This window comes from Desulfonema magnum (genome assembly GCF_017377395.1).
Taxonomy (GTDB): Bacteria; Desulfobacterota; Desulfobacteria; order Desulfobacterales; family 4be13; genus Desulfonema_C; species Desulfonema_C magnum.
This window is the reverse complement of the sequence record NZ_CP061800.1, coordinates 5,115,225-5,139,172: the sequence shown is the minus strand read 5'-3', so window position 1 is coordinate 5,139,172 and position 23,948 is coordinate 5,115,225. Positions and strand designations below refer to the sequence as shown.

Annotated in this window: 18 protein-coding genes; 10 read left to right on the top strand and 8 right to left on the bottom strand. The window is 43.5% G+C overall.

Annotation, left to right across the window (positions count from 1 at the left end):
- Positions 1-50: 50 nt before the first annotated feature.
- The 6 genes from dnm_RS19665 to pyk form a co-directional block, all read right to left on the bottom strand.
- Positions 51-851, bottom strand: a complete 801-nt coding sequence (locus dnm_RS19665; protein WP_246556039.1) for an ABC transporter permease — start codon at positions 849-851, stop codon at positions 51-53.
- A 166-nt stretch (positions 852-1,017) separates the two neighbouring features.
- On the bottom strand, positions 1,018-2,241 hold the full coding sequence (locus dnm_RS19660) for an ABC transporter substrate-binding protein (RefSeq protein ID WP_207678605.1): 1,224 nt from the start codon (positions 2,239-2,241) through the stop codon (positions 1,018-1,020).
- Positions 2,238-3,020, bottom strand: coding sequence for an ABC transporter ATP-binding protein (locus dnm_RS19655; RefSeq protein WP_207678604.1), 783 nt, complete (start codon positions 3,018-3,020; stop codon positions 2,238-2,240). Before dnm_RS19655 ends, dnm_RS19660 begins: the two co-directional genes overlap by 4 nt.
- A gap of 96 nt (positions 3,021-3,116) precedes the next feature.
- The gene (locus tag dnm_RS31465; RefSeq protein WP_207678603.1) at positions 3,117-5,078 is read right to left on the bottom strand and encodes a chemotaxis protein CheW; all 1,962 of its coding nucleotides are present in this window, start codon (positions 5,076-5,078) and stop codon (positions 3,117-3,119) included.
- 273 nt (positions 5,079-5,351) lie between these two features.
- Complete coding sequence (locus tag dnm_RS19645; RefSeq protein WP_207678602.1) at positions 5,352-6,548, bottom strand: alginate export family protein; 1,197 nt, start codon at positions 6,546-6,548, stop codon at positions 5,352-5,354.
- 560 nt (positions 6,549-7,108) lie between these two features.
- Entirely contained in the window at positions 7,109-8,512 is a 1,404-nt protein-coding gene (gene pyk, locus dnm_RS19640; protein WP_246556038.1) for a pyruvate kinase, read from the bottom strand.
- A gap of 585 nt (positions 8,513-9,097) precedes the next feature.
- On the opposite strand from pyk, the gene dnm_RS19635 reads away from it, so the two are divergent.
- The 8 genes from dnm_RS19635 (at position 9,098) to dnm_RS19600 (ending at position 20,667) form a co-directional block, all read left to right on the top strand.
- Positions 9,098-9,787: a hypothetical protein gene (locus dnm_RS19635; protein WP_207678601.1), complete on the top strand. Its 690-nt coding sequence runs from the start codon at positions 9,098-9,100 to the stop codon at positions 9,785-9,787.
- Between the two features lie 58 nt (positions 9,788-9,845).
- Positions 9,846-11,774 carry an OmpA family protein gene (locus tag dnm_RS19630; protein ID WP_207678600.1) on the top strand — a complete coding sequence of 643 codons (1,929 nt, stop codon included), beginning with the start codon at positions 9,846-9,848 and terminating at the stop codon, positions 11,772-11,774.
- Positions 11,775-11,780: 6 nt separating this feature from the next.
- Positions 11,781-12,278 carry a Rab family GTPase gene (locus dnm_RS19625; protein ID WP_207678599.1) on the top strand — a complete coding sequence of 166 codons (498 nt, stop codon included), beginning with the start codon at positions 11,781-11,783 and terminating at the stop codon, positions 12,276-12,278.
- A gap of 5 nt (positions 12,279-12,283) precedes the next feature.
- On the top strand, positions 12,284-13,312 hold the full coding sequence (locus tag dnm_RS19620) for an adenylate/guanylate cyclase domain-containing protein (RefSeq protein ID WP_207678598.1): 1,029 nt from the start codon (positions 12,284-12,286) through the stop codon (positions 13,310-13,312).
- Complete coding sequence (locus tag dnm_RS19615; RefSeq protein ID WP_207678597.1) at positions 13,302-14,591, top strand: SpoIIE family protein phosphatase; 1,290 nt, start codon at positions 13,302-13,304, stop codon at positions 14,589-14,591. Before dnm_RS19620 ends, dnm_RS19615 begins: the two co-directional genes overlap by 11 nt.
- Positions 14,592-14,605: 14 nt before the next feature.
- Complete coding sequence (locus tag dnm_RS19610; RefSeq protein WP_207678596.1) at positions 14,606-16,600, top strand: ATP-binding protein; 1,995 nt, start codon at positions 14,606-14,608, stop codon at positions 16,598-16,600.
- A gap of 207 nt (positions 16,601-16,807) precedes the next feature.
- Positions 16,808-17,167, top strand: coding sequence for a hypothetical protein (locus dnm_RS19605; protein WP_207678595.1), 360 nt, complete (start codon positions 16,808-16,810; stop codon positions 17,165-17,167).
- Complete coding sequence (locus tag dnm_RS19600) at positions 17,128-20,667, top strand: PAS domain-containing hybrid sensor histidine kinase/response regulator (protein WP_207678594.1); 3,540 nt, start codon at positions 17,128-17,130, stop codon at positions 20,665-20,667. Before dnm_RS19605 ends, dnm_RS19600 begins: the two co-directional genes overlap by 40 nt.
- An 83-nt stretch (positions 20,668-20,750) precedes the next feature.
- On the opposite strand, the gene dnm_RS31670 is transcribed toward dnm_RS19600, so the two are convergent.
- Both dnm_RS31670 and dnm_RS19590 read right to left on the bottom strand, forming a co-directional pair.
- Positions 20,751-20,966, bottom strand: coding sequence for a response regulator (locus tag dnm_RS31670; protein ID WP_353740326.1), 216 nt, complete (start codon positions 20,964-20,966; stop codon positions 20,751-20,753).
- Positions 20,967-21,009: 43 nt separating this feature from the next.
- Positions 21,010-21,231 (bottom strand): hypothetical protein, encoded by a 222-nt coding sequence (locus tag dnm_RS19590; RefSeq protein WP_207678593.1) that lies wholly within the window; start codon positions 21,229-21,231, stop codon positions 21,010-21,012.
- A gap of 681 nt (positions 21,232-21,912) precedes the next feature.
- Here dnm_RS19590 and dnm_RS19585 point away from each other — a divergent pair.
- Together dnm_RS19585 and dnm_RS19580 are read left to right on the top strand one after the other, a co-directional pair.
- A complete protein-coding gene (locus tag dnm_RS19585; protein ID WP_207678592.1) occupies positions 21,913-22,317 on the top strand; it encodes a PilZ domain-containing protein in 405 nt (134 codons plus the stop codon).
- A gap of 736 nt (positions 22,318-23,053) precedes the next feature.
- Complete coding sequence (locus dnm_RS19580) at positions 23,054-23,896, top strand: aminotransferase class IV (RefSeq protein ID WP_207678591.1); 843 nt, start codon at positions 23,054-23,056, stop codon at positions 23,894-23,896.
- Positions 23,897-23,948 lie beyond the last annotated feature (52 nt).

Genomic DNA, 23,948 nt, shown 5'->3' with positions numbered 1-23,948 from the left:
AACTACGAACTGAAAAAACAGAATTCAATTCTCAATTCTCAATTCTCAATTTAGTTCCATGTTCGTTTAAAAGGAAATGATTTCTGTATCAGTTGGATAGAGCCGTCTAAGATAAACCCCACGATACCGATGGCAATAATGATAGCCATAAGCCGGTCATATTCCATGGTGTCACGCGCGTCATTAATAATATATCCGAGACCGCTTGACACGCCCAGGAATTCCGCTGGAACCAGAACAATCCACGCCACCCCGAGGGCTAGCCGAAGGCTGGTAAGGATATATGGGACGGATGAAGGAACAATAATTTTTAATAACAGCTGGTAGTTTTTTGCCCCCTGATTCCGAGCCATATTAATCCACTGAGGATTCACCCTTGAAACACCGTGGGTTGTATTTAATATAATCGGCCAAACAGTTGATATTGCAATGAGAAAGTAAATCGCAGATTCAAAACTCCTGAAAACAAGCAGCGCCACAGGCATCCATGACACCGGGCTGATCATTCTCACAAATTGTACGGGAGTATAGGTAATCAGTTCCAGCTTCTTATAAAACCCGATAAGCAGGCCCAGAGGAAGGCCCATGACAAACGCAATGGATATCCCGACAGTTACCCGCCGAAGACTGGCATATACCGAAGACCAGAAATCATTATCAAAAATCAGCGAATAAAAAGCCTTTATGGTTGGCAGAGGCAAAAGGCCTGAAAACTGTTTATACTCCGGCTTGGTGAAAATCAGATAACCGATCAGTGTCCATAGGAAGATAAAAATCACCGTTCCCAGGAATCCGTAACAAATTCTGTAAGCCAGCCCTTTTTCCACTGAAACAGACTCTGATTCGTTCAAATGTGTGTCAAAATATTTTATGAGGAATAACATTATTTTTTTGAAATGCAATAACAATGGCCAGATCAGACTTATGAAATATTAAAAACATCGGAAGTCTCAGGACGCTGTCAGATATCCGGAGCCGGAAAGAAAAATATTTTTTCTGCTGCTGAATACGGAACTGTCAGAGATCAAAAACCTCTTCTCTTTCCCAGGGATTTTCAATGCTTATCGCGTCAAATTTTTCAGGTCCCCCGACATTGGCAATGGCTTTTTTTACAAATGTGTAATCAACAAGGTCCTTTGCCACACCATCAGGATCAAGACGTTTGAGAAATGCCGTATTCCCTTCCATCAGGGTTCGGGCCATTTCCTTCACAATAAAACGGGTTGCGGACGGATACGGATAAGGTTGAAACCCGATTCTGCCGATATTCCACTCAGGATGCCGAATGGCCCGGGGAACCGTTCCTTTGCCATATATCGCAAGATTATCATATCCTGTGAAAACCCTTAATAATATTTTCTCCGGAGCAGGCAAATATTTATTCCCGTCAATACTTAATATTCTGGCGGCCTCGGCCCGGTTGTTTAAAATCCATAACTGCGCCCTTACAATGGCATTGATAACCTTTTGCGTAAAAACAGGTCTTGAACGAACAAGGTTTTCATTCATTACCACCACACAGCAGGGGTGGTTCTTCCAAATGTCTCCTGTGAACCGCATTATTTTCGCCCTGAGTTTTATTTCAGCAATGGCATTGAAAGGCTCTGCAACGATATACCCGTCAATTTTTTTTCCGAACAAAGCCACAGGCATCTCAGACGGAGGAAGGATAAACAGATTCACCTCATTGGGCCTGAGCGGTGCGGATTGCGGCTGGATAACAGGAATCAGACCTGCTTTTTTCAATCCCATTTGCAGGATGACATTGTGCATCGAATACCAGTAAGGCACCGCGATATGTTTGCCGCCCAGATCCTCAAAGCCTGTGATACCTGCGTCTGCTCTCACCGTGATCGCACTGCCGTTTGTATGGTCCCACGCCATGACCTTCACAGGAGCCTTGTTGTTATACCGTGTCCAGACAGGCATGGGCAGCAGCATGTGAGTGACGTTAAATTTTCCTGTAAAAAAGGATTCTGACAATGCAGACCAGTTCCGAATCTTTATCGGCCTGTCAACTTTCAGTCCTTCTTCCTGATAATACCCCCTTGCGTGGGCAATGAGCAGGGGAGCCGCATCAGTTATGGGCAAATATCCGATACGCAGCTTTGTTTCCGTCTCATGCTTTCCTGTGAAGGAACTCGGAAACGAGAGAACCGGTTTTAATGATGCCCCGGTCAGTGCGCCGGCACTCGCGGCAGCAGTTTTTCTCAAAAAGTCCCGTCTGGTTAAGAGCGTCATTCTTTTTCTCCCGGATTCAAATTTTTATTGTCTGTAAATGCCTCTTCAAACTTCTTGAGAACTGAGGTTCTGACGAGAAAAAAGATTTTACTTGTCATATCTCTGGGATAATTCATCCTGATATCAAAAATTTTAACAATACCAGACGGATGCCCCCCTAATAATATCACTTTGTTTCCCATGAGAATTGCTTCGTCAATATCATGTGTCACGAAGATGACTGTTAATTTTTCGACCTGCCAGAAGTCTATCAGTTCTTCCTGAAGATGAATTCGGGTAAATGTGTCAAGCGACGCGAACGGTTCATCTAAAAGCAGTACATCCGGATGTCCGATAAGTGACCTTGCCAGACATACCCGTTGTGCCATGCCCAGGGAAAGTTCATGGGGATAGACCTTTTCAAACCCTGACAATCCCATTATATCTATCAGCTGATTGGCCCGAAACCTCAGATTGTCAACTTCGCCCCGAAGCTTGCAGCCAAACACGATATTTTCTTCCACACTGAGCCATGGCAGCAGATTGGGCTGCTGGAAAAGAATGGACCTTGACGGATGAGGTCCGACAATTTTTTTATTATCAACCCATATTTCTCCGGAGGAGACAGGCAACAGACCCGCAAGAATATTCAGCAACGTGGACTTTCCGCAGCCTGATTCTCCCAGAATTGTAACAAAGTCGCCCTCATTAATTGTAAAATTTATATTCTTCAGTACGGTGAATTGCTTTCCTTTTGGAAGAGGGTAAGTCTTGGTGATATTTTCAACTCGAATTTTCATAGGGTACGATCATTGTTTCACTCATATTTAAAGTATAAGCACGGTCAGGAGCAACAGGTTTTTATTGCAGCTTGAAACATCAGACTCAGACGAGGATCAGAGAAGGTCCTCAACAAACATGTTGTTGTCTTTACCAAAAATAACATGGTCTATATCAAGCAGAATTTTTACACTTCCTTCTATTTTGGCCACTGCCAGGATGTGCCGGGTATCCAGACTGACACCGAAAGAAGGGGTGTCCTCAATAACAGAGGCTTTGATGGGCAGCACTTCTGAAACCGAATCCACGGCAATCCCCATCTGTATGGACTTGCCGTCTATTTCATGTTCCAAAACCACGATGCACGTCCGCTCTGTGTATTCAAATTCCTTCATTCCGAATCTGAGTCTGAGATCCATCACCGGAATCACTTTGCCTCTGAGATTGATGACGCCTTTGATAAACCGCGGAAGCTGGGGAACCGTTCGGATGGGTATCATTCCGATAATTTCCCTGATTTTCAGAATATCAATACCGAATTCCTGATCACCCAGGTTAAACGTAAGATATTTCCCTTCCTTGTTCAGCATGGCTTTTGACGAGGCTTTGTCTTCCTCAATCACGCCGCGTTTCAGAAGTTCAATAGCCAACGATGCTGTATCATGAAGGACTGAGGGATTTGTGGGCGCTGCCCTCTCTTTAAAAACAGCGTCGGCAAACTGGGTATCAACAAATTTTTCCAAATCAATGAGGGAGCCGAGTCCCATCTGATTGGCCATGTATTGCTGAATTTTATCAAGGTCCTGGATTTCCGGAAACAGATCTGTTGTTTTAATTCCTTGGCTTTCCGTAAGAACGTTTTTAAGCAGAGGAACTTTCAGACCTAATTTTTTATTCGGATCCAGGAAATCCACCGCGACCTCCGCAGCCAGTTCAGGCTTTTTCTGAATAAATTCACCTGCCTGAACAAGCATTTCCGTAAATTCGTGAACCGCGTCCGGGTATTGTCCGATAATGTCTTCCCGCATCGCGACCACACAGCAGGGATGCTGTTCCCAGAGTTCGTTGGAAAGGAACTGCAACTCGGCAATGCCTGAGGCAATGGCCTTTGTTCCCAGGGGTTCGGCCACCATGAAGCCTCCGGAATTGGGATTGTTACGGAGAAATTCAGGCATCAGAATCGGGTCAACCACTTCAAAATTTACATTAATCCCCCTTTCTCCGGCCACCCCGGGGTTAAGACCGATTTTAGTAAAAAACATGTGGCAAAGCATATGGTGGACTGACATATTATGAGGGATAATAAATGATTTGTTCTTAAAGAAATTCTGGAAAGGTTTGTGATATATCCCCTGTTTGTTACGGACAAATATGCTGCCGCTCTTATGAGCAAACAGTATCAGCTTAATAGGGCTTCCGAAACTGAAAAGGTCCATGGCAATCGGGGCCAGGATGCAGGCCGCATCAACCGTGCCTTTTCCCAGTGAGTCCTTCACAGGATTCCATCCCCGCATACACTGAGTTTCCAGTTCAAAATATTTGGGGCTTATGGTTTTCTTTTCAATCAGGTGTTTTAATACGCCCAAAACCAGATGATCGGTAATCTGAATATGTGCGACTTTCAGCCTTACCTTTCCGGTCGTTGTCTTTCTTGATTTTACTTCCTCTACGAAAATTTTATCATCGTCCTTGACGCCGAACGCCTCATCAATTTTATTTTTCAGTTCATCAGCGTTAAAAGGTTTGGCCACAAAGCTGCTCACACCGGCCACAACAGCCTTTCGCTCCTGTTTTATGTCGCCCTGACCAGTGGCCATAAGAAAAGGAATGTCCTTATATTCCTCATTCGCACGTACCCATACCAGGAGTTCGTAACCGTCCATACCCGGCATGTTCCAGTCACTGATGATTAAATCAATTTTTTTCTCTTCCCGAAGCTTTTCAATGGCCTGGTTTCCGTCCTTTGCTTCGGTGATTTCTTTATATCCCAGTGAATTAAGCGTTTTTATTTCGATTTTGCGCATTGTCATGGCATCTTCGACTAATAGGATTTTCACATTTTTTGGATCCACCGACATATGATTACCTCCGACATTATTTCTGTCATTAACGTTTCCGGTGTGTTAGTTGATAATATTTAAAATTATCCGCCAATAGTTCGAATAATTTTTGTAACCAATTGATTTAAAAGGGGCTGGCAATAATTAAAAATTCGGGACATCTGTCCCCTCAGAAACCCCGGTTTTTCGGGAATGTTCGTCCGGTTCCCTCCAAAAAAAAGAAGGTTGGGTCAGCCTTTTGAAATCAGAGCCTCTCCTAAATCCGTTATAATCAGCATATTCTTTCACGGATTAAAATGAAAATATGACTTGGGTGAATGCCCAGTGGGCATCTTCAGCCGTTCCGGTGTTTTCAACAAAATATCCGGGAAAAAAACAGGCATACCCGGCCATCAGTTTCAGATGAGAATTTATTTTGTATTTGCAAACCATATCCAGCTCTTCTCCCAGATCCGATCCGGAATCACCAGTCTCATCTTTACGCATCACCTTGTTATTGCAGTAATACCAGGCATCCTTTTTTTCAGCCAGACGAAACCAGTGATAATCCACGCAAATGGAAAAGCCTTTGTACAGTTTGACAGCAATACTGGTTTGCCAGTTCGTCAGATTCGAGCCGGAAAACAGATTCATTCGGCCGTAATATTTTGCAACCCCGCCGAAAACCCCGTCATAGGTTCCCTGATCATCGTCATTCGGATCTTCATCTCCGGATCCGATGGTATATCCTGCTGCCAGGCGGGGTTTGAAACGAAGGGCTGTTGTAAATCCCACCTCGGCATGCATCATATATGCTGCAATATCGTCTTTCCCATCATCTCCGAATTGGTACGCGGCGGTTGCATTATAGTCGAACTGATGCCATTTGCCTTTTCCGTAAAATCCGGCTGTCTGAACGGTAAATTCATCATCCTCACTTATACCGCTGTCACTGTCTTTGACCGCATAAAAAAAATCAAGGGTATGGTCAGTCAGAGGCTTTGTCTGAACATACATACCATAAGCGTGATAATCATAATGATCCTCATCAAATCTGTCCCAGTCATAAAAAATTTTCTTGCCATAAATAAAATCAAATTTTATATTTTTTGTTTCATAATACACAATACCGGCATCCCAAAGATGACGTCCCACATTGCCCCAGCCTCCGGGGCCGAAAATCCGAGTATCCCCGTATCCGACGGATTGCCGGCCAGCCTTGAAACCAAATGGTGTTTCAGCGATGGTTCGCCATTCAAGGTAAGCCTGATGAAGATCAAATTCATTATAGTAAGGGCATCCCTGAATATAATCTTCCTTATCAATGTCATCGGAAAACCAAAAACGGGAATCCTGTCCCTGAAGAAAAACAGACGGTCCCCGGGAAATGGTGTAGCGCAGGTACGGTTGTGTACGACTGAGCAGGACATTATCATCATGGCCGGTTCCATATTTTTTGATGTTAAACTCGTCCAGATATTCATATCGGAAGCGCTGGTTTATTCCCATCTCAACCTTTCCGGGTTTCAGCGCGGTACTATGAAATGAAGTGCTTTTTGCCACAGATGCGGCCGGGTAATGGAATATTGATAATATGGCACACCAAAAAAGCATGTACCTTGTTTTTTTCAGAATTTTCACTGATACGATCCCTTCCTGTTATGATGTTGTCTGAACCGTTTGAAAATTTCACTTTTTGCGATTATTTTTTTGCCGATGCTGTTCTTTCCCCTCGACAGGCTCAGGGAACCGCGTATGACCAAACAACGCCAAAACCCGGGTCCTGAGCTTGTCAAAGGGGAAGACTGCACAGAAAGCAGGCAACTAAAACTGGCTGATTCAGACAGCCCAAATTCAGTCTTAGTGATTTCAGATAGTTATAACTTCCTGACCGATGTTACAACTGAAATATTTTAATTTTTTTTTGCAATATACTTGTCAGACAATTTTTAAAAATGAATATACGGTTGGTAGTTCCGCACCAGTTGGTAGTTCAGCGTTTAGGCGGTCTCATACCGCCTAAACGCTGAACTACCAACTGAAAAAAGTCTTTTCCGAATTTTTTTTGCTCAGAGCCGTTTGACCCGCATCATGTTGGTGGTACCCGCGGCCCACACCGGATGCCCTGTTGTGATTACGATGAGATCACCTTTTGAAACTTTTCCGGTTTCAATTGCTGACACAGCAGCTTTTTCAATACGCTCATCCGTATTTCCGGTTTCTGGGACAAAACTGGGAAAACAGCCCCAGTACAGCGCAAGCTGGCGTATGGTCCTTTTCTCAGGGGACAGGGCAATAATTTTGGTTTTGGGCCTGAAACGTGAAATCTGCATGGCTGTGAAACCTGACCGCGTGGTGGCAACAATTGCCGCGGCATTCAGATGATCCGATAAGACACAGGACGCATGCGCCACAGATTCTGCCACATTCTTTTCAGGTGTAAACCGCAAATATCTGGCATGGGGAAAATTTTTTTCCGCGTTTTCAGCGATACGGACCATAAAACGGACAGCTTGGACCGGGAAATTTCCGCTTGCAGTCTCTTCGGAAAGCATGACCGCGTCTGCCCCGTCCAGAACAGCGTTTGCCACATCAGTTGCCTCAGCCCGTGTGGGACGAACCGAATTTACCATGGAACGAAGCATCTGGGTGGCAATGATGACAGGTTTTCCCATGATGTTGGCCTTTTTAACCAGCTGTTTCTGTATTCCGGGAACATTTTCCAGAGGGATTTCCACGCCCAGGTCCCCCCGGGCCACCATGATGCCGTCAGACGCTGACATAATTTCTTCGATATTGTCCAATGCCTCATGTTTTTCGATCTTTGCAACAACAGGAGTCTGTTTATTCTCTTTTCTGATAATATTTTTTAACTTTAAAATATCTTCTGCTGTTTTTACAAATGAAAGTGCCACATAATCCACGTCATTCTTCAGACCAAAAAGAAGATCGGCTTTGTCCTTGTCTGTCATGGCATCTGCCTTGACAGAGCCGGTGGGAAGATTAATTCCTTTGTGTGAAGTAAGTATCCCGCCTGTGATCACCTCGCAATAAATTTCAGTGGGAGTTGTTTTTTTTACAAGCAGTTCCATTACGCCATCAGCTAAGAGTATCCTGTCTTCCGGCCTGACCTCTGACGGAAGATTCTCGTAGGAAACAGAAACCCGCCTATGATCAGACTGAATTGCCTGATTGGTTAAAATAAAGGTCTGTCCCGGCTCAAGACGTATGCCCGGCTCACAAATATTACCCACTCTGATTTTTGGCCCGCAAAGGTCCTGTAAAATCGCAACCGGCTTGTTCAGTTCTTTGGAAATCGCCCGAATAATATTGATTTTTTCCTTGTGTTCCTCATGGGTACCGTGGGAAAAATTCAGTCTGGCAACATTCATACCATGAATGATAAGCTCCCGGATAATTTCGGATGTTCCGCTCGAAGGGCCGATGGTGCAGATTATTTTTGTTTTTGGCATGATCTTTTTCTAATATCGTTAAGCGTTTAAATTTTCAAAAATAATTTACCGTATGCGCTGTTTATGAAAAAACATCTTTTACATGATGTTTCATTTTTTTTCAATACATTTATTTTTTTCTATTGCAGATGCCCGAAATCAGTTGTGATCTGTAAGAGGAGGTATTAGGATGCTGTTTCTGCATGGTTATAATAACCAATACAAGCTTCAGGGTTATTTCCTAACACCGAACACCGAACACTTAACACCTTAACACCTAACACCTAACACCTAACACCTTAACACCTGACACCGAACACCTGACTTTATTTTTTAATGGAAAAAAAACTTGCAAAAAAATTGTTTTTGAAATAAATAACATACGTTATGCAATTCTAAAAAATTTGGGTTTCATCAATAATATCAGTAAAATGAAAAATGACTCCGCATCTGTATTGCTGAGATTTATATTCTGTAAGGCGTGTTGCTATGAACCTGTCTGAAAAAAAAGATACTCCCCTTTTATATGTGAACAGAAAATCATCTACGAGGCTCGTAGCCAATAAACAAGGTAAAATTTTTATAACCGAAGGAGAAAAAGAAATAATGAGCAAATCTGAAGAAGCGGAAAAAACACTGATTTCATTTGAAAAAACAAAATCTGATAAATCAGAGGACGCGTCTCCCTCCCCGGGCACGGACACAGAACCTGCTGAAAACATAGATAAGATCAGAGAGCTTATTTTTGGCGGCCAGATGCAGGATTACGAAAAAAGGTTTTCCCGGCTGGAAGAACGCATGTTTAAGGAAATGACGGTTTCAAAAAGCGAGGCAAGGGAAAATTTTGACTCACTTGAAAAAATTATTAACAAAGAACTCGAATCCCTAAAGGACCAAGTAAGAACCGAACAGCACGCACGGACAGAGTCTTTCAGAAATATTGAAAGACAGCTCAAAGATATAAATCGCTCATTGGAAGACCGCCTGCTGGCTGAAGAAAATGCCCGTTCCGAATCTGTCAGGGATGCTGAAAGACAGTTTAAAGATGTGACCCGCTCATTGAGAATGCGGCTTGACAGGCTCAATGATGACTTTGGCAGGAATTCAAAGGAATTACAGCAGCAGATTTCGGAACAGTCTCAGAGTTTGCGCAATGATATCCGGCAAAGATACGAAGAAACCGCCTCGCTCATTGAAAAAGTCGTTCAGGAACTTCGCATGACCAAGGTTGATCGTTCTGCTCTTGCCGATTTTTTTACAGAGCTGGGAATGCGCATTAACAATGACAAAGCATAAAAATCAGCAACAGGCATGGCGATTTAGACGAATTATACTACTTTAGACGAATTATATAATGAGAAACTTATTCACCGGTAAAATTTCCGGAAAAACTTCGGAAGAGCAGCGCATAAAAGCTGATGATCCTGTGGAGGAACTTCGCAAACTGCTGGTAGGTCCCTTGCAGTCCCAGTTTGATGAGATTCGGGAACTCCTGAAAGATCAGACCCTTAACCCTGAGGAAGTCAGCAGGATTCTGCCTGAAGCCATTATGATCCGTTCGTCCCGGGATAAACAGATCGTCACTGCAATGGAGTCTGTGACTGAGGAAGCCATCAAAGCGTCTGTGAAAAAAAATCCCGCGAATCTTGTGGATACGCTTGTGCCGGTGATGCTGCCTGCGATTAAGAGAGCCATTACCTCCCTGATTAAAGAAATGATCCAGACCTTCAGCGCCACGCTTGAACACGGTCTTTCCATGCGGGGGCTGAAGTGGCGGTTTGAAGCGTTTAAGACCAAAAAGCCTTTTGGCGAGGTGGCCCTGCTTCATTCCCTCGTGTATCAGGTTGAACAGCTTTTTCTGATTCACAAAGAGACCGGACTGGTGCTTCAGAATGTGGTGACAGAAGAGGCCGTGGCCCAGGACCCGGATATGGTCTCTGCCATGCTCACGGCCATTCAGGATTTTGTCCGGGATTCTTTTGGCGCGGGACAGGATGACACCCTTGAAAACTTACAGTTCGGGGACCGCAGCGTATGGATTGAACAGAGTTCCCAGGCTGTGCTGGCCGCGGTTGTCTGGGGAAACGCGCCGGCCGAGTTTCCGTCGCTCCTGCGTGAGACTCTGGATGCCATACATTTTGAGCAACTTGACAATCTCAGGTCTTTTAACGGGGACACGGCTCCGTTTGAACCCACAAAAGACCGCCTTTCAGACTGTCTTAAAAGTCAGTTTAAGGCAAAAGAAAAAAATCCTTATGTGTTATGGGGATTTTTAGGACTCGTGATGCTCTGCCTCGGGACCTGGTCTTTTTTTTCTGTTCGGGACTATATGCGTTGGAGAGATTATTTGGACAGATTACATGAGGAACCGGGCATTGTCATTACTGAAACAGAAAAACAGTCCGGCAAATATCATGTTTTCGGGCTTAGGGATACGCTGGCTGCTGATCCTGTGGAAATTTTAAAAGAGGCGAAGATTAAACCCGGCAGCGTAAAATTCAACTGGGAGCTTTACCATTCATCCCACCCGACATTCATTATCCGGCGGATCAGCAGTGTTCTCAGACCTCCGGAAACCATAACATTTGAACTAAAGGATGGCATTCTTTGGGCTGAAGGAAAAGCTTCCCATCAGTGGATTATCGAATCTGAGAAATTGTCGGAGACAATTCCCGGTATTTTAGGGTTCCGAAGTGACAATGTCATTGATCTTGACCTGAAACAAATTGAAATCATCAGCGAAAAAATTGAAAACACATTGTTTTTTTTCGACAGGGTTTCTGTAACAGTCAAATCTGATCAGAAAGATGCAGTGGATGAACTGGTTAAAGATGTTAAGAATATTTCTGATCTGGTGCAAATTTTTGACAAACCTGTCCGTATTGAAATTATCGGTCATACAGACAGCGTAGGCTCTGATGAGAGAAATCTGGAAATCAGCAAAAAGCGGGCTGATGAATTATTTTCCATCCTGGTTTCAAAGGGCTTTAACGCAGAGATGTTTATATCAAAAGGTGTGGGAGCAGAGGAACCTTTGAAAGAAGAAATTTCGGAAGCAGACAGAGAATTTAACCGTTGTGTAAGCTTCAGGGTAATTATTGACTCTGAAGAAACCAGATCTGACGAATCAGAGAATATCTCACCTGAGGACAGAAGCGGGGCTGATAAAGCTGAATCTGACCCATCTGATAAAAAAAACGGGGTGAGTGAAGCTCAACCGGATTCCTCACCTGAAGAAACCGAAAATGAAGAGGAAACTCTCCTGCCACCAAACTGGGGATAAAAATTTATGATTAAGAAAAAAATCTGTATGCTGGGGGCCTTTTCAGTAGGAAAAACCAGTCTTGTACAGCGATTTGTAAAAAGTATGTTTTCTGACAAATACCTGACCACTGTGGGCGTAAAGATTGATAAAAAAACAATTTCAGTGAACGGACAGGAAGTGAACCTCCTTTTGTGGGACATATACGGAGAAGACAATTTCCAAAAAGTGCAAATGTCTTATATCAGAGGTGCTTCCGGCTATTTTTTAGTGGTGGACGGAACCCGCAGGTCCACGCTGAATACTGCTTTGGAGTTGCGGGAAAGGGTTGAGGAAAACATCGGCAACGTTCCGTTTATTTTGCTTTTCAACAAGTCAGACCTTGAAGATGAGTGGGAGATTGATGATGAAATCATTGATCAGTTGTCAGAAGACGGTCTGACCGTACTCAGAACAAGCGCAAAAACAGGAACAGGCGTGGAAGACGCTTTCCTGTTACTTGCCAATAAAATGTTAGAAGGATAAAAAAAATGCCAGACCTTGCTCCGCCAGTTCTCGAATATCTTTATAACCTCTCTTTTAAAGATCGTTCCCCTGCCTTTTTCCTGTTGGAAAAGGATGGTCGTCTGATGAACTGGGGCGGCAATCCTGAAGCATATGGCTTTACTGACCTTAAAAAAGGGGAACATATGGAAGAACGCATCCTCCTGCTGGAGGGACTTTTTCCTCCGGATGACGAACAAATGTCCCTGTCCTGTGTGACAATGGAATCCGGTATTTCAGCAGATGTCCATATTTTCTCCGGAGAACAGGGATATTATTGGCTGCTTTTGCTGGATGCCACCCTGAAAGAGGCGCATCTGGTTGCTTTGCAGCAGGAGGCAAATGAGTTGCGCCTTTTCAGGGACAGACATTTAAAAATGATGAATCAGTATCTGGCAAAGAAAAATAGTGAAAAAGTGTTTCACCTTACCCTTCAGGAACCAGGAGATAGCAAATATCTTTCTGTTCTTTTTGCGGATATCCGAGGATTCACTTCCTACTCTGAGAAAATATCCCCTGTCCGGGTGTTAAAATCCCTGGATGAATATATGACCGCCATTGTCCGGCCTGTTCTTGACGAGGGCGGTGTGGCAGATAAGATTATGGGAGATGCGGTGATGGGGGTTTTTGGCATTCTTCCGGGCGTGTCTCCCTCTGTTCAGTCTGTTAAGGCAGGCTTCCGCATGATTAAAAATGTACGATCTCTGAACAAAGTCAGACAAAGGGAAAAGCAGGATACTTTTGATATCGGAATTGGCATTGCATCAGGGAAGGCGGTCCTGGGAATCATTGGAAGCTGGGATCGCAGAAAAACCCTGAGTGTTATCGGCCGGTATGTGAATCTGGCATCGGAGCTTGAAAAACAGGCACGCCCGAATGAGATACTGATTGACGAAAACACGTTCCGGGCGGCAGATGATTTTCAGGCTGACTTTTCAAAAGCCACACTCAGTTTACAGGGGACTGACATGCCCGGACAGGTGTTTTCTTATGAGGCTGCTGAAGATGACGGATGAATCCTTTCTGGCGGATGTGTTTAATCTTTTGGATATTCTTGTGGCGGAGCGCGGAGATGACGCGTCCTTTCAACTGCTCGGTACTGTTCCGGAATGCTTAAAACCCTTCTTTCCGCAGGCTGTCCCGGGAAAAAGATTCAGACCTGAAGAAAACTCTCCCTTTCTTGAAAATTTTCTGATTGACGCGGAAGACTGCTGGACATCGGAAAATACAGAACCTTTAAAATCAGGCGCATGGGCTGAAAGTGACGATCAGGGGAACAGTTGCGAGCTTGAAGCAACGGCGATTTTTTCAGGAAAAAGAAAATTATTGCTTGTCGAACCGGCCCGCTATTCCCAGAAAGAGAAACAGTTTTTCATACAGAAAAGCCGAGAACTCAGTCTGGCATATCACCGTCTGGAACAAACTGAAGCAGAATTGAAGAAATCAAAAGAAGCTGCCGAGGCTGCCAATCGGAAGGTCATGGAAAGTATCCAGTACGCTAAAATGATACAGCGGTCTCTGCTTCCGGATCCGGACCGTGTCAAGTGTTATTTTCCTCACAGTTTTTTTATCTGGATGCCAAGAGATATCCTGGGCGGAGATATTTTATTTTTTGACTCCTTTGAGGACGGGATCGTGGGAGCGGTCATTGACTGCACCGGACATGGTGTGCCCGGGGCCTTTATGACCATGATTGCTTCTTCCGGGCTGCGAAGAATCATAAGAGACGAGGGATGCCGTGATCCCTCGGAAATCCTCAGGCGGCTGAATTTTATTGTCAAAACGTCTCTTCAGCAGGATACGGGATATGCGCTTTCCGATGACGGCATGGATGCCGGGATTTTCAGTATTCAACCCGCAATCAGTGATCAGAAAACAGAAAAACAGACAACGGATGCCTATTCACTGACATTTGCCGGAGCAAGACTTCCCCTGATCTATATTCATAATGGTGAGGTCTGTTTCATTAAAGGCGACCGACAAAGCATTGGTTATAAAAGGTCTGATTTGAATTTTAACTTTACCAATCATAAAATTACGATTGATAAGAATATGTCCTTTTATATTTTTACTGACGGTTTTACAGATCAGCTCGGGGGGGAGAGGGACCGCCGGTTCGGCAGCAGGCGATTCAGAAATCTGCTGAAGGAAAATGCACGATTACCTTTTGAAAAACAGCGGGATGTGCTTCTTCAGGCTTTTAATGCTTACCAGGGCGAAAATGAAAGACAGGATGACGTGACGGTCGCAGGTTTTTGTTTTGATGAGTTAATATTCGGAAAATGTGTTTGGTGAATATGGAGTCAATTTTGTGTGAAATTTTTGATATTCTGGATATAATAGCGATGAAACACAGAGACGGGGGAGTGTTTCAGTTGTTGGGGGATTTTCCGGATTGGCTGAAGCGATTTTTTCCGGAAATCGAGGCCGAGAATGAGGAATTCAGACCTCAGGAGAAATTCCCTTTTCTTGAAAATTTCCTGATTGACGCGGAAGAATTCTGGGCAACGGAAACCAGGGGAAGACTGAATTCGGGGCCGTGGCTTGAAACAGATTCGGAGGGGAATGACTGCGCACTTGAGGCCGTCGCTGTTTCCTTAGACAAGAAAAAGATACTGCTGATTGAGCTGGCCCGCTCTTCTTACGGAGAAAAACAGTTCTTCATACAGGAAGGCAGAGAACTCAGTCTGGCGTATTATCGCCTGGAACGAGCCGAAGCTGAATTGAAAAAGGCCAAAGAAGCAGCAGAAAACGCCAGCAGGGCCAAAAGCGAATTTCTGGCCCACATGAGCCATGAAATCCGCACCCCCATGAATGCCATCCTCGGCATGACAGGACTCCTGCTTGATACAAATCTCAGTAAGGAACAGCAATATCAGACCGAAGTCATTCATTCTTCCTCAAAACTGCTCCTTTCTCTCATTAATAATATTCTTGATTTTTCCAAAATTGAGGCAGGAAAGCTTGATCTGGAAATTTTTGATTTTAACCTCGAAAATATGACCAGAAATGTGGTCCGTATGCTGAAACCAAAGGCAGCGGAAAAAGGGCTCAGACTGGACTGCCTTATTCATCATGATGTTCCCCTGATGCTTATCGGGGATGCCGAGCGCCTGGGTCAGATACTCATCAACCTTGTGAACAATGCGATAAAATTTACGGAAAAAGGAAATGTGAGCGTCCATATTTCTTTGGAAAAAGACAGCGATACTCATGCCATGATACGCTTTTCAGTGGCAGATACGGGTATTGGTATTCCGAAAGATCGCATGGGGCGTCTTTTTAAATCCTTTTCCCAGGCAGATGCCTCAATGTCCCGAAAATACGGCGGAACAGGACTGGGGCTGGCTATCTCCAAGCAACTGACAGAGCTGATGGGAGGCGAAATCGGCGTGGAAAGTGAAGCCGGCAAAGGAAGCAGATTCTGGTTTACGGCTTTTTTGGAAAAAGGAGACAACAGCCCCGATAATGCTGTTAAAGAGGATAAACAGACCGATTTCACCATAAAAAAATATCCTATCTCCGATGAGTTGAAAAAAACTATCCGCATTCTGCTTGTGGAAGACAATGAGATCAACCAAATTGTGGCTCAGGCAATTCTGAATAAACTGGGGTTCTATGCGGATATTGCAGGCAATGGTTTGGAAGCTCTTGAAATTCTTAAAAAACATCCCTACGATATTGTTTTTATGGATGTTCAGATGCCGGAAATGGACGGCATGGAGGCGACAAAAAAAATTCGTGATCCGCAATCAGGAGTGATCAGTCATGAGATTCCCATCATCGCTATAACTGCTCATGCCATGAAGGAAGACAGGGAACGCTGTATTGAGGCGGGAATGAATGATTATATATCCAAACCCATAAAAACTGACAGGCTTATTGATATTATTGAAAAATGGATTTTAAAAAAAGATGTGTCAGACTCCTCCCCTGTCCGACCGCAAGTAGCTGAAGATAAAATTACTTTTGACAGGGCCGAATTGCTGAAGCGTGTGGAAGGAAATGAATCACTTTTCAAAGATATCCTGACGATGGCTTTTCAGGAAATTCCGATTTACATTGAAAAATTAAGGGGCGCCCTGGATAAAAATAATTCTGAAGAAATAAGAATGCAGGGACACAGCATCAAAGGAATGTGCGCCACTATTTCTGCAAACAAACTGTGTGAAATTGCATATCAAATTGAAATTTCAGGAAAAAACAACGAATCAGACAAGGCCCGTTCGCTTATTTATAAGCTGGAAGAGGAGTTTGAAAAACTGGTTGTCCTGGCCTCCGAATATGTGAATCATAGCGGATAAAATGAAGGCTGGAATCCGCTGCTCCCAAAAACACCGCATCGGCCAAAAACGGATTCCTGCTTTCGCCCAAGTCTCAGTCGAACAGAATGACAGAAGAAATTTGAACATCGAGTAATAATATTATATCAGAAGGTTAAGTTTCAGTTCCTCCGGTTATGACGGAAAAACGTCGTTTCAAATTTCAAATTTCAAGTCTAGGAGTCATCTATGAAACGATTTTGGACACTGTTTTCTGCTTTCGCCCTCGCCTCTGTTTTATTATGGGGGATATTTACCCACAATGTGTGGTATAAAGAAGGGGTTATTATTGGGTTGTTGTTTGTGATCCTTATTTTAATAATAATGCAGCAGCGGCGTTATCAGCTTATGACCGCATTATTAGAACAAAAGGTTCTCGAACGGACTGCTGAACTGTCTCAGTTAAATGAGGAACTGAAAGAGCAGATTCACGAACATATCCAAATGGAAATAGCATTACGGGAAAGTGAAAAACTGTTTCAAAAATATTTTGAACTGAATCTGGGGGGATGGCTATTCTTTCTCCTGACAAAGGATGGATTCATGTGAATAACCGGCTCTGCGAGATTCTTGGCTATACACATGAGGAACTCCTGGGAAAAACCTGGACAACGCTGACCTATCCCGAAGACCTTGAGCCGGATATCATTGAATTCAACCGTCTTATCCGAGGTGAAATTGACAGCTATTCCATGGAAAAACGGTTCATTCGTAAGGACGGTGAAATTGTCTTTACCATTATTTCTATGACACGGGTCAGCCGGGATGACAATTCCATTGAACACCTCATTGCTCACATTCAGGATATTACTGCGAGTAAGCAGGCCCAGGAGGCTTCGCGCAAGTTTGAATTTATCGCCGATGCGTCCAAGGATCTGATGACAATGATTAATAAACATTATGTATATGAGGCTGTGAACAAAGCCTATTGTAATGTTTATAACAAGACACGGGAAAAAATCGTGGGAAATACGGTGGCGGAAGTCTGGGGCCATGAAATTTTCGAAAAAAGCATTAAGCAAAATGTGGATCGGTGCTTTGCAGGAAAGGAATCCAGATATGAAAACTGGTTTAATTTCCACGGACGGGGCCTTGGATATTACCAGGTGATTTATTCTCCCTATTTTAATGAGGAGGGTGAAGTCACTCATGTCGGGGTGGTTTCTCATGATATTACAGAGCGAAAGCGGTTCGCTGACGAACTGGAAAAATCCAGAGATTTTCTTAACAATATCCTTAATTCCGTTCCTGACCCTATTTTTGTAAAAGATGAACACCACCGATGGATCATATTGAATGACGCATATTGCGATTTCGTGGGATTTCCCAAAGAGGAACTTTTGGGAAAAACAGATTACGATTTTTTCTCTGAGGAGCAGGCAGACACTTTCTGGGAAAAAGATGACGCAGTTTTTACCACAAATATTGAGAATGTGCATGAGGAAAAATTCACAGATTCGTCTGATGAATTGCGCACCATATCCACCAAGAGAGCTTTGTTTAAACATCCCGCAACAGGAAAGAAAACGCTGGTGGGTGTTATGAGGGACATTACAGATATCAAGCGGACCCAGGCAGAGTTAATCGCGTATAAGGAACATCTGGAGGATTTGGTGGACCTGCGCACCGAAGAGCTTCAGGTTGCCAAGGAAAAGGCCGAAGCCGCCACCCAGTCCAAAAGTCAGTTTCTTGCCAATATGAGCCACGAAATCAGGACACCGATGAATGCCATTATGGGACTGACAAATCTGGCCCTAAAAACAGATATGACAGATAAACAGTTTGATTATCTTGAAAAAATAGGAACTTCGGCCCGGGTTCTCCTCGGCATCATCAATGACATTTTAGATTACTCCAAGATCGAGGCCGGTAAATTGGATTTGGAGTCTGTTGATTTTCAGTTACATGATGTGATGGATAACCTGTCTGATATGTTTTCCAGCAAGGCTGCTGAAAAGAAAATTGAAATGATCATTTCCATTGACCAAAATGTGCCTTGCTCGCTGATCGGGGATTCACTTCGTCTCGGGCAGGTTCTCATCAATCTGACAAACAATGCAGTTAAGTTCACAGATGAGGGGGAAATCCTCATCAATGTGGAACGCTGTGACCAGGAAAGGGCAGGTGACAACAATTCTCTGAGAATTGAAGAAAAAGTGATGCTCAGATTTTCAGTCAGAGATACTGGCATCGGAATCCCCGGAGAACAGATATCGAAACTGTTCACCCCTTTTACCCAGGCTGACGGGTCCACCACCCGGGAATATGGCGGCACAGGTCTGGGGCTGACCATCTGTAAATGGCTGGTGGAAATGATGGGGGGAGATATCTGGATAGAGAGCAATCCCGGGGACGGCAGCTGTTTTTATTTCACAGCAAAATTCTCGGTCCGTCCGGAAGACACGGAGCAGCGGTTTGTTATCCCCCCGGACCTCCGGGATAAGAGAATCCTTATAGCGGACGACAACGAAACATTTCGGGAATTTTTGGAGGACGCACTGACAACTTTTGGTTTTACCGTCTCATCAGTAAGTTCGGGCAGACAAGTACTGGAGGAATTACAGCAGACTCGCAATGGGAATTCATATAACCTGCTATTCATTGACTGGAAGATGCCGGGGGAAATGGACGGAATTGAGACAATAAAAGCGATTCGAATCCAGGAAAACGGAACACGGATTCCGATTATCATAATGACTGCCTTTGGTCAGGAAGAAGATATACCATGTGCTGAAATGACAAATATAAAGGCATTTCTGACCAAACCTGTAAAAATATCCTTGTTATTTGATACAATCATGCAAGTTTTTGAGATGAAAGCTGAGAACCTATTTGAAAAGGATCAGTACGTGACCAATGAACCTTATGCAATGGAATGTGTCAGGGGAGCGCGGGTTCTCCTGGCAGAAGACAATCCCATCAATCAGCAGGTGGCTATGGAGATATTGCGTGACTCTGAAATTATTGTGGAAACAGTAAATAACGGGAAAGAAGCGGTTGACGCGATATGCTCAAAATTCGATCCGTTCTGCAAGGTGAGGCGACATTCAACATCTGAACAAATTCCCTTTCCTTATGATGTTGTACTCATGGATGTGCAGATGCCTGAGATGGACGGTTATGAGGCCACAAGGTCAATTCGGAAAACAGAGAATGAAATACAAAACCAGGAAAATCATAAATTCCGAATTCCGATTATCGCCATGACTGCCCACGCGATGCAGGGGGACCGGGAAAAATGTCTGGAAGCAGGTATGGATGATTATATTACCAAACCCATTGATCCTGAATCGCTTTTCGCAACAATGGCAAGATGGATAACAAACAAACCCGAATGTTCAGCGTGCGAAGCCCCGGACAAAAACGAAGAAGCTCAGGAGGTCATCACAGCCAAGCAAAAAAAAGGCTTTCAATTACCATTTGTCAGTCCTGAATTAAACAAGGCGTTTGACGTGGACACGGCATTGCGGCGATTAGGGGGAAAAGAAAATATTTTTATAAAACTTGTCAAAGAGTTGGCTAAAAATTACGCAGGCATCGCAACTGAGATAAAAAACCTCCTTATCAATATGGAGATGGAGGATGCCCGCGTCCAGGTTCATACAATTAAAGGGATCGCTGGGAATCTTTCCGCGACACAATTGCAACAGGCAGCCCAGGAACTTGAGCATAGCATAAAAAAAAACGCGCTGACTGATTTTGATCCGAAGATCAGAAAGCTGGAACAGGCCATGGAACAGATACTGAAATCTGTCCGAAGTCTCGAAGATATTCCGGAAGCTAATATCGCTGAACAATCTGATATACACGACAAAGATAACATATTAAGCCCGTCTGAGATTCAACCGATTCTGACAGAGTTATCCGATCTTATTAGTAAAAATCGTGTGGAAGCCGAAAGCCATATAGAATCCGTGAAAAAACATTTGCTCAACCGGGGGGTTGATAAGGAGATACAGCAGATTCAGGAACAAATAGATATTTTTGATTTTAAAGGCGCACAGAAAACGCTCAGTAATATCGCTCTCAGGCTGGAGATATCCTTGTAAGGGGAAATATTGTGTTTTGACATTTTTTGGCATTCATCTCTCTCCCTCCGTATATTGCGTAATAAATTGTCTGATTTCCTTTATCATAAGTTTTTCTGCAAGATAATAAAATTTTTCTTCGAACAAAGTAACTTCAGGAACTGTCTTTTCTTTCTGACTTTCTCAGACACACTTGCTGAAACTGAAATTACAATCACATCACTGATAGCAGGTATTTGCCGGATGAGTTCTGTTGCTTTAAAACCATCCGTAACCAGCATCACCGGATCCATCAGAATCAGATCCGGATGGAATTCCACAACGTTGTCCAGTGCGCCGCGACCGTCATATGCCTCTGAGATTTCAAAAACCTGGTGGTAAAAGCATGTCTTTTAAAAAATGCCGATTTTCATATTTGTCATTTGCAATCAGGATGTTACGGCTATCTCCGATGTAACCGGTAATGTTTCGGGTTTCGGCTCTGGTTTCCTCGGTTGTCCACAGAACCCGGGACAGTTCCACATCAGACCAGAATATGTTTTCCTTCCCCAGTTTGCTTTTCAGATACAGTTCACTGGCCATCATCCTGATTAATCTCTGAAATTTTTTTTATAAAAACCGGATTTTTTCCCTTGAATACGCCCCTGCTCTGCGAGTTTATTCTTTTTCTTCTATAATATAAGTAATAAGTAGAAATTTTCTCCCTTTGAATACTCTCGCTGCCCCATTGATTTATTCCTTTATTTCATGAAATAAGTAATTAAGGTGAACTTCGGGATATGTGCTTTCAGATGCTCGCTCCGCTTTTTATTCAGGAATGCCCGAGTTGGTTATTATCAGCAGATTGAAAAGTTTCCGGACTTGTAGGGAGAGAGCGAGGAAACCCGTTCTTTTTCCGGACGAATTGCCTCTCCGGCCGGAAACAAACGGGTTTTTCCGGTGGGGCAGATCACCCCGTCCTGAAAAAAAAAGCCGGATTTTTTTGCCGCACCGCGCACAGTCCGAAAATTTTTTGATCTGCTGACCCCGTTTTTATTCCTCTCAGGGGTGAATTTCGATTTTTCGGGTATCAGGGAAATCTATGTCCGGATATCAGAATATCAGTGAACGGAGAAAATATTGATCATTAATATTTATAGGTTACAAGGGCTGAGATATTCTGAAAATGTCCGTCAGCAGCACCGAATCAAAATGACAGAACAAAGAGTTTTTATAAACAATAATAACACAGCAGTATGCGTATGCTCAAAATGCAAGCGGACAAAAATGCTGAATATTCTCTGGTTTGAAAATACAAGCGAAGTGGTCAGAATAACAAATCGGTGCAAATGCGGACATTCTCAGACCTTTCTTTTGGAAAGAAGAAGATTTCATCGAAAAAAAGTAAATTTGCCAGGATGTTATACCCTTGGGAAAAAAAACCTCAAAAAATTAATGGTCGTAAAAGACCTGTCGCGCGGGGGCCTGAGATTAAAAGTCGAAAAAGAAGGGGAACTGAAAATCGGAGACATGCTCTTTGTAGCATTTCAGTTGGATGATGAACACAGGTCATTGATTAAAAAAAAAGCTGTGATAAGAAATATTTCAGGCTGTTATATTGGCGCTGAGTTTTGTTCCGAAAACTTCGGAGAGGCTTTTGACAAAATTATCAGCTATTACACTTTCCATTAGTTTTATATGAAAAAGGTGCTGATTATAACGGATTTTGGGGAGGCTCCGGCCGTGAATATGACAGCGGATAAAAAGGATGAAACGGATATGACTTTTCAGATCGGCTTCCCGCGGCACCGGATTACGGGCTGCCTGCCGGGATAAGGGATAGGGCTTTCCGGATCGGAAACACCCTTCGGGGAACCGCTGTCATACCGGCCGGTACTATCCGTTTCATCCCCTGAATCCGTTGTCATATTGCCGGCCTCCCCTAAATCCGTTATAATCAGAAACTTTCACCATTCGTTGTGATGATCGGATTATAACCGTTTAAGTGAATCACACGCTCTTCCGTCTTCCCCGGTTTTATTCCTGAAAATTCCGTACTGTTTTCAATATCTGTTTTTAATTCAGTTGGTTTTTATAAAGTCTTTTCAGATTGGCAATACAATATCTGATATTTTTTCCGGAGTCTGTTAAATCGGATTAATTTAACTGTGTACAAACGAAATCATTTACTCTATATCAGTAAATCAAAAATTGGTTGGAAATCTTGTTGTCAGCCTGCTTGGGATTAGGAAATGCCAAGCATATCCGGCGGTTTGTCAGTCCGGCAGGAAAAACGGGCCAGGGGATTTTCAATCTGCTGCATATCACTTTAAAATCTGTTTACGGGCGCATCTGTTTATGAGTTTGGGGAACGTAAATTGATTCCCTCAGGTCGGCGGATACGCCCTTTTGTTTACCAGGAGAAGAAATGAAAAGAGAAGCAGTCTCAGATTTCCTGATTGTTAATCATAAAATACATTCTACTGAAAATACGGATATTTTTGACCGCATAAAGGGCTTGTCCATTTACGAAGTACTCCGGATTACAGACGGCGTTCCGTTGTTTGCCGAAGAACACATAAAACGAATGAAACGTTCCGCGGGGTTAGCCGGGGTTCATATTCGCAAAACTGAAATGGAAATCATAGAAGAAATTTCCATACTGGTGAAAAAGAATCAATGTAAGGATATTAATGTAAAACTGATTTGGACGCTGTCAGAAGAAAAAGAATTTTTTCTGATCTATTTTATCCGGCCCGAATATCCGAATCAGGATGCCTATACCCGTGGCATTCATACCATTTTATTCCAGGGCGAAAGAAAAAAACCGCATATAAAAATCGTATGCGGATCTTTTCGGGAAAAAATCACAAAGGCGAGAAAAAAAGCCGGTGCTTATGAAGCGTTGTTGGTGGATGAACGGGGATACATCACCGAGGGAAGCCGTTCCAATATTTTTTTCCTGAAAAAAGGCAAAATCCATACACCGCCTTCGGGAACTGTATTACTGGGCGTGACCCGGGAGCATGTGGTCGGAATTTGTAACACATTGAAAATGGAAATCAGCGAAGCCCCTTTTCATATTGATGAAATCAGTGAAATCGAAGGGGCCTTTATTACAGGCACGACAGTTGATGTCCTGCCGATTGGCTCTGTTGACAACAAAAAAATTCCTTCGGCTTCCCATTCTGCTGTGCAAAAGATTGCAGAACACTACGATAAAGAGGTGAAAGCCTATGTTGCCCGGCGCAAGAAAAGAAATTCAGCGTAAATCCCGCCCGGATCATTCATCTGTCAGATGCTGATATCGGATTTTCACCCAG

What these genes read in the sequence shown, in the direction of transcription:
- dnm_RS19600 (WP_207678594.1), top strand. Translation starts at nt 17,128, where the DNA reads ATGGCTATTCTTTCTCCTGACAAAGGATGGATTCATGTGAATAACCGG.
- dnm_RS19625 (WP_207678599.1), top strand. Translation starts at nt 11,781, where the DNA reads ATGATTAAGAAAAAAATCTGTATGCTGGGGGCCTTTTCAGTAGGAAAA.
- dnm_RS19615 (WP_207678597.1), top strand. Translation starts at nt 13,302, where the DNA reads ATGACGGATGAATCCTTTCTGGCGGATGTGTTTAATCTTTTGGATATT.
- dnm_RS19620 (WP_207678598.1), top strand. Translation starts at nt 12,284, where the DNA reads ATGCCAGACCTTGCTCCGCCAGTTCTCGAATATCTTTATAACCTCTCT.
- dnm_RS19605 (WP_207678595.1), top strand. Translation starts at nt 16,808, where the DNA reads ATGAAACGATTTTGGACACTGTTTTCTGCTTTCGCCCTCGCCTCTGTT.
- dnm_RS19585 (WP_207678592.1), top strand. Translation starts at nt 21,913, where the DNA reads ATGCTGAATATTCTCTGGTTTGAAAATACAAGCGAAGTGGTCAGAATA.
- dnm_RS19590 (WP_207678593.1), bottom strand. Translation starts at nt 21,231, where the DNA reads ATGATGGCCAGTGAACTGTATCTGAAAAGCAAACTGGGGAAGGAAAAC.
- dnm_RS31465 (WP_207678603.1), bottom strand. Translation starts at nt 5,078, where the DNA reads ATGTCGGTGGATCCAAAAAATGTGAAAATCCTATTAGTCGAAGATGCC.
- dnm_RS19660 (WP_207678605.1), bottom strand. Translation starts at nt 2,241, where the DNA reads ATGACGCTCTTAACCAGACGGGACTTTTTGAGAAAAACTGCTGCCGCG.
- dnm_RS19635 (WP_207678601.1), top strand. Translation starts at nt 9,098, where the DNA reads ATGAGCAAATCTGAAGAAGCGGAAAAAACACTGATTTCATTTGAAAAA.
- dnm_RS19655 (WP_207678604.1), bottom strand. Translation starts at nt 3,020, where the DNA reads ATGAAAATTCGAGTTGAAAATATCACCAAGACTTACCCTCTTCCAAAA.
- pyk (WP_246556038.1), bottom strand. Translation starts at nt 8,512, where the DNA reads ATGCCAAAAACAAAAATAATCTGCACCATCGGCCCTTCGAGCGGAACA.
- dnm_RS19645 (WP_207678602.1), bottom strand. Translation starts at nt 6,548, where the DNA reads ATGGGAATAAACCAGCGCTTCCGATATGAATATCTGGACGAGTTTAAC.
- dnm_RS19580 (WP_207678591.1), top strand. Translation starts at nt 23,054, where the DNA reads ATGAAAAGAGAAGCAGTCTCAGATTTCCTGATTGTTAATCATAAAATA.
- dnm_RS19630 (WP_207678600.1), top strand. Translation starts at nt 9,846, where the DNA reads ATGAGAAACTTATTCACCGGTAAAATTTCCGGAAAAACTTCGGAAGAG.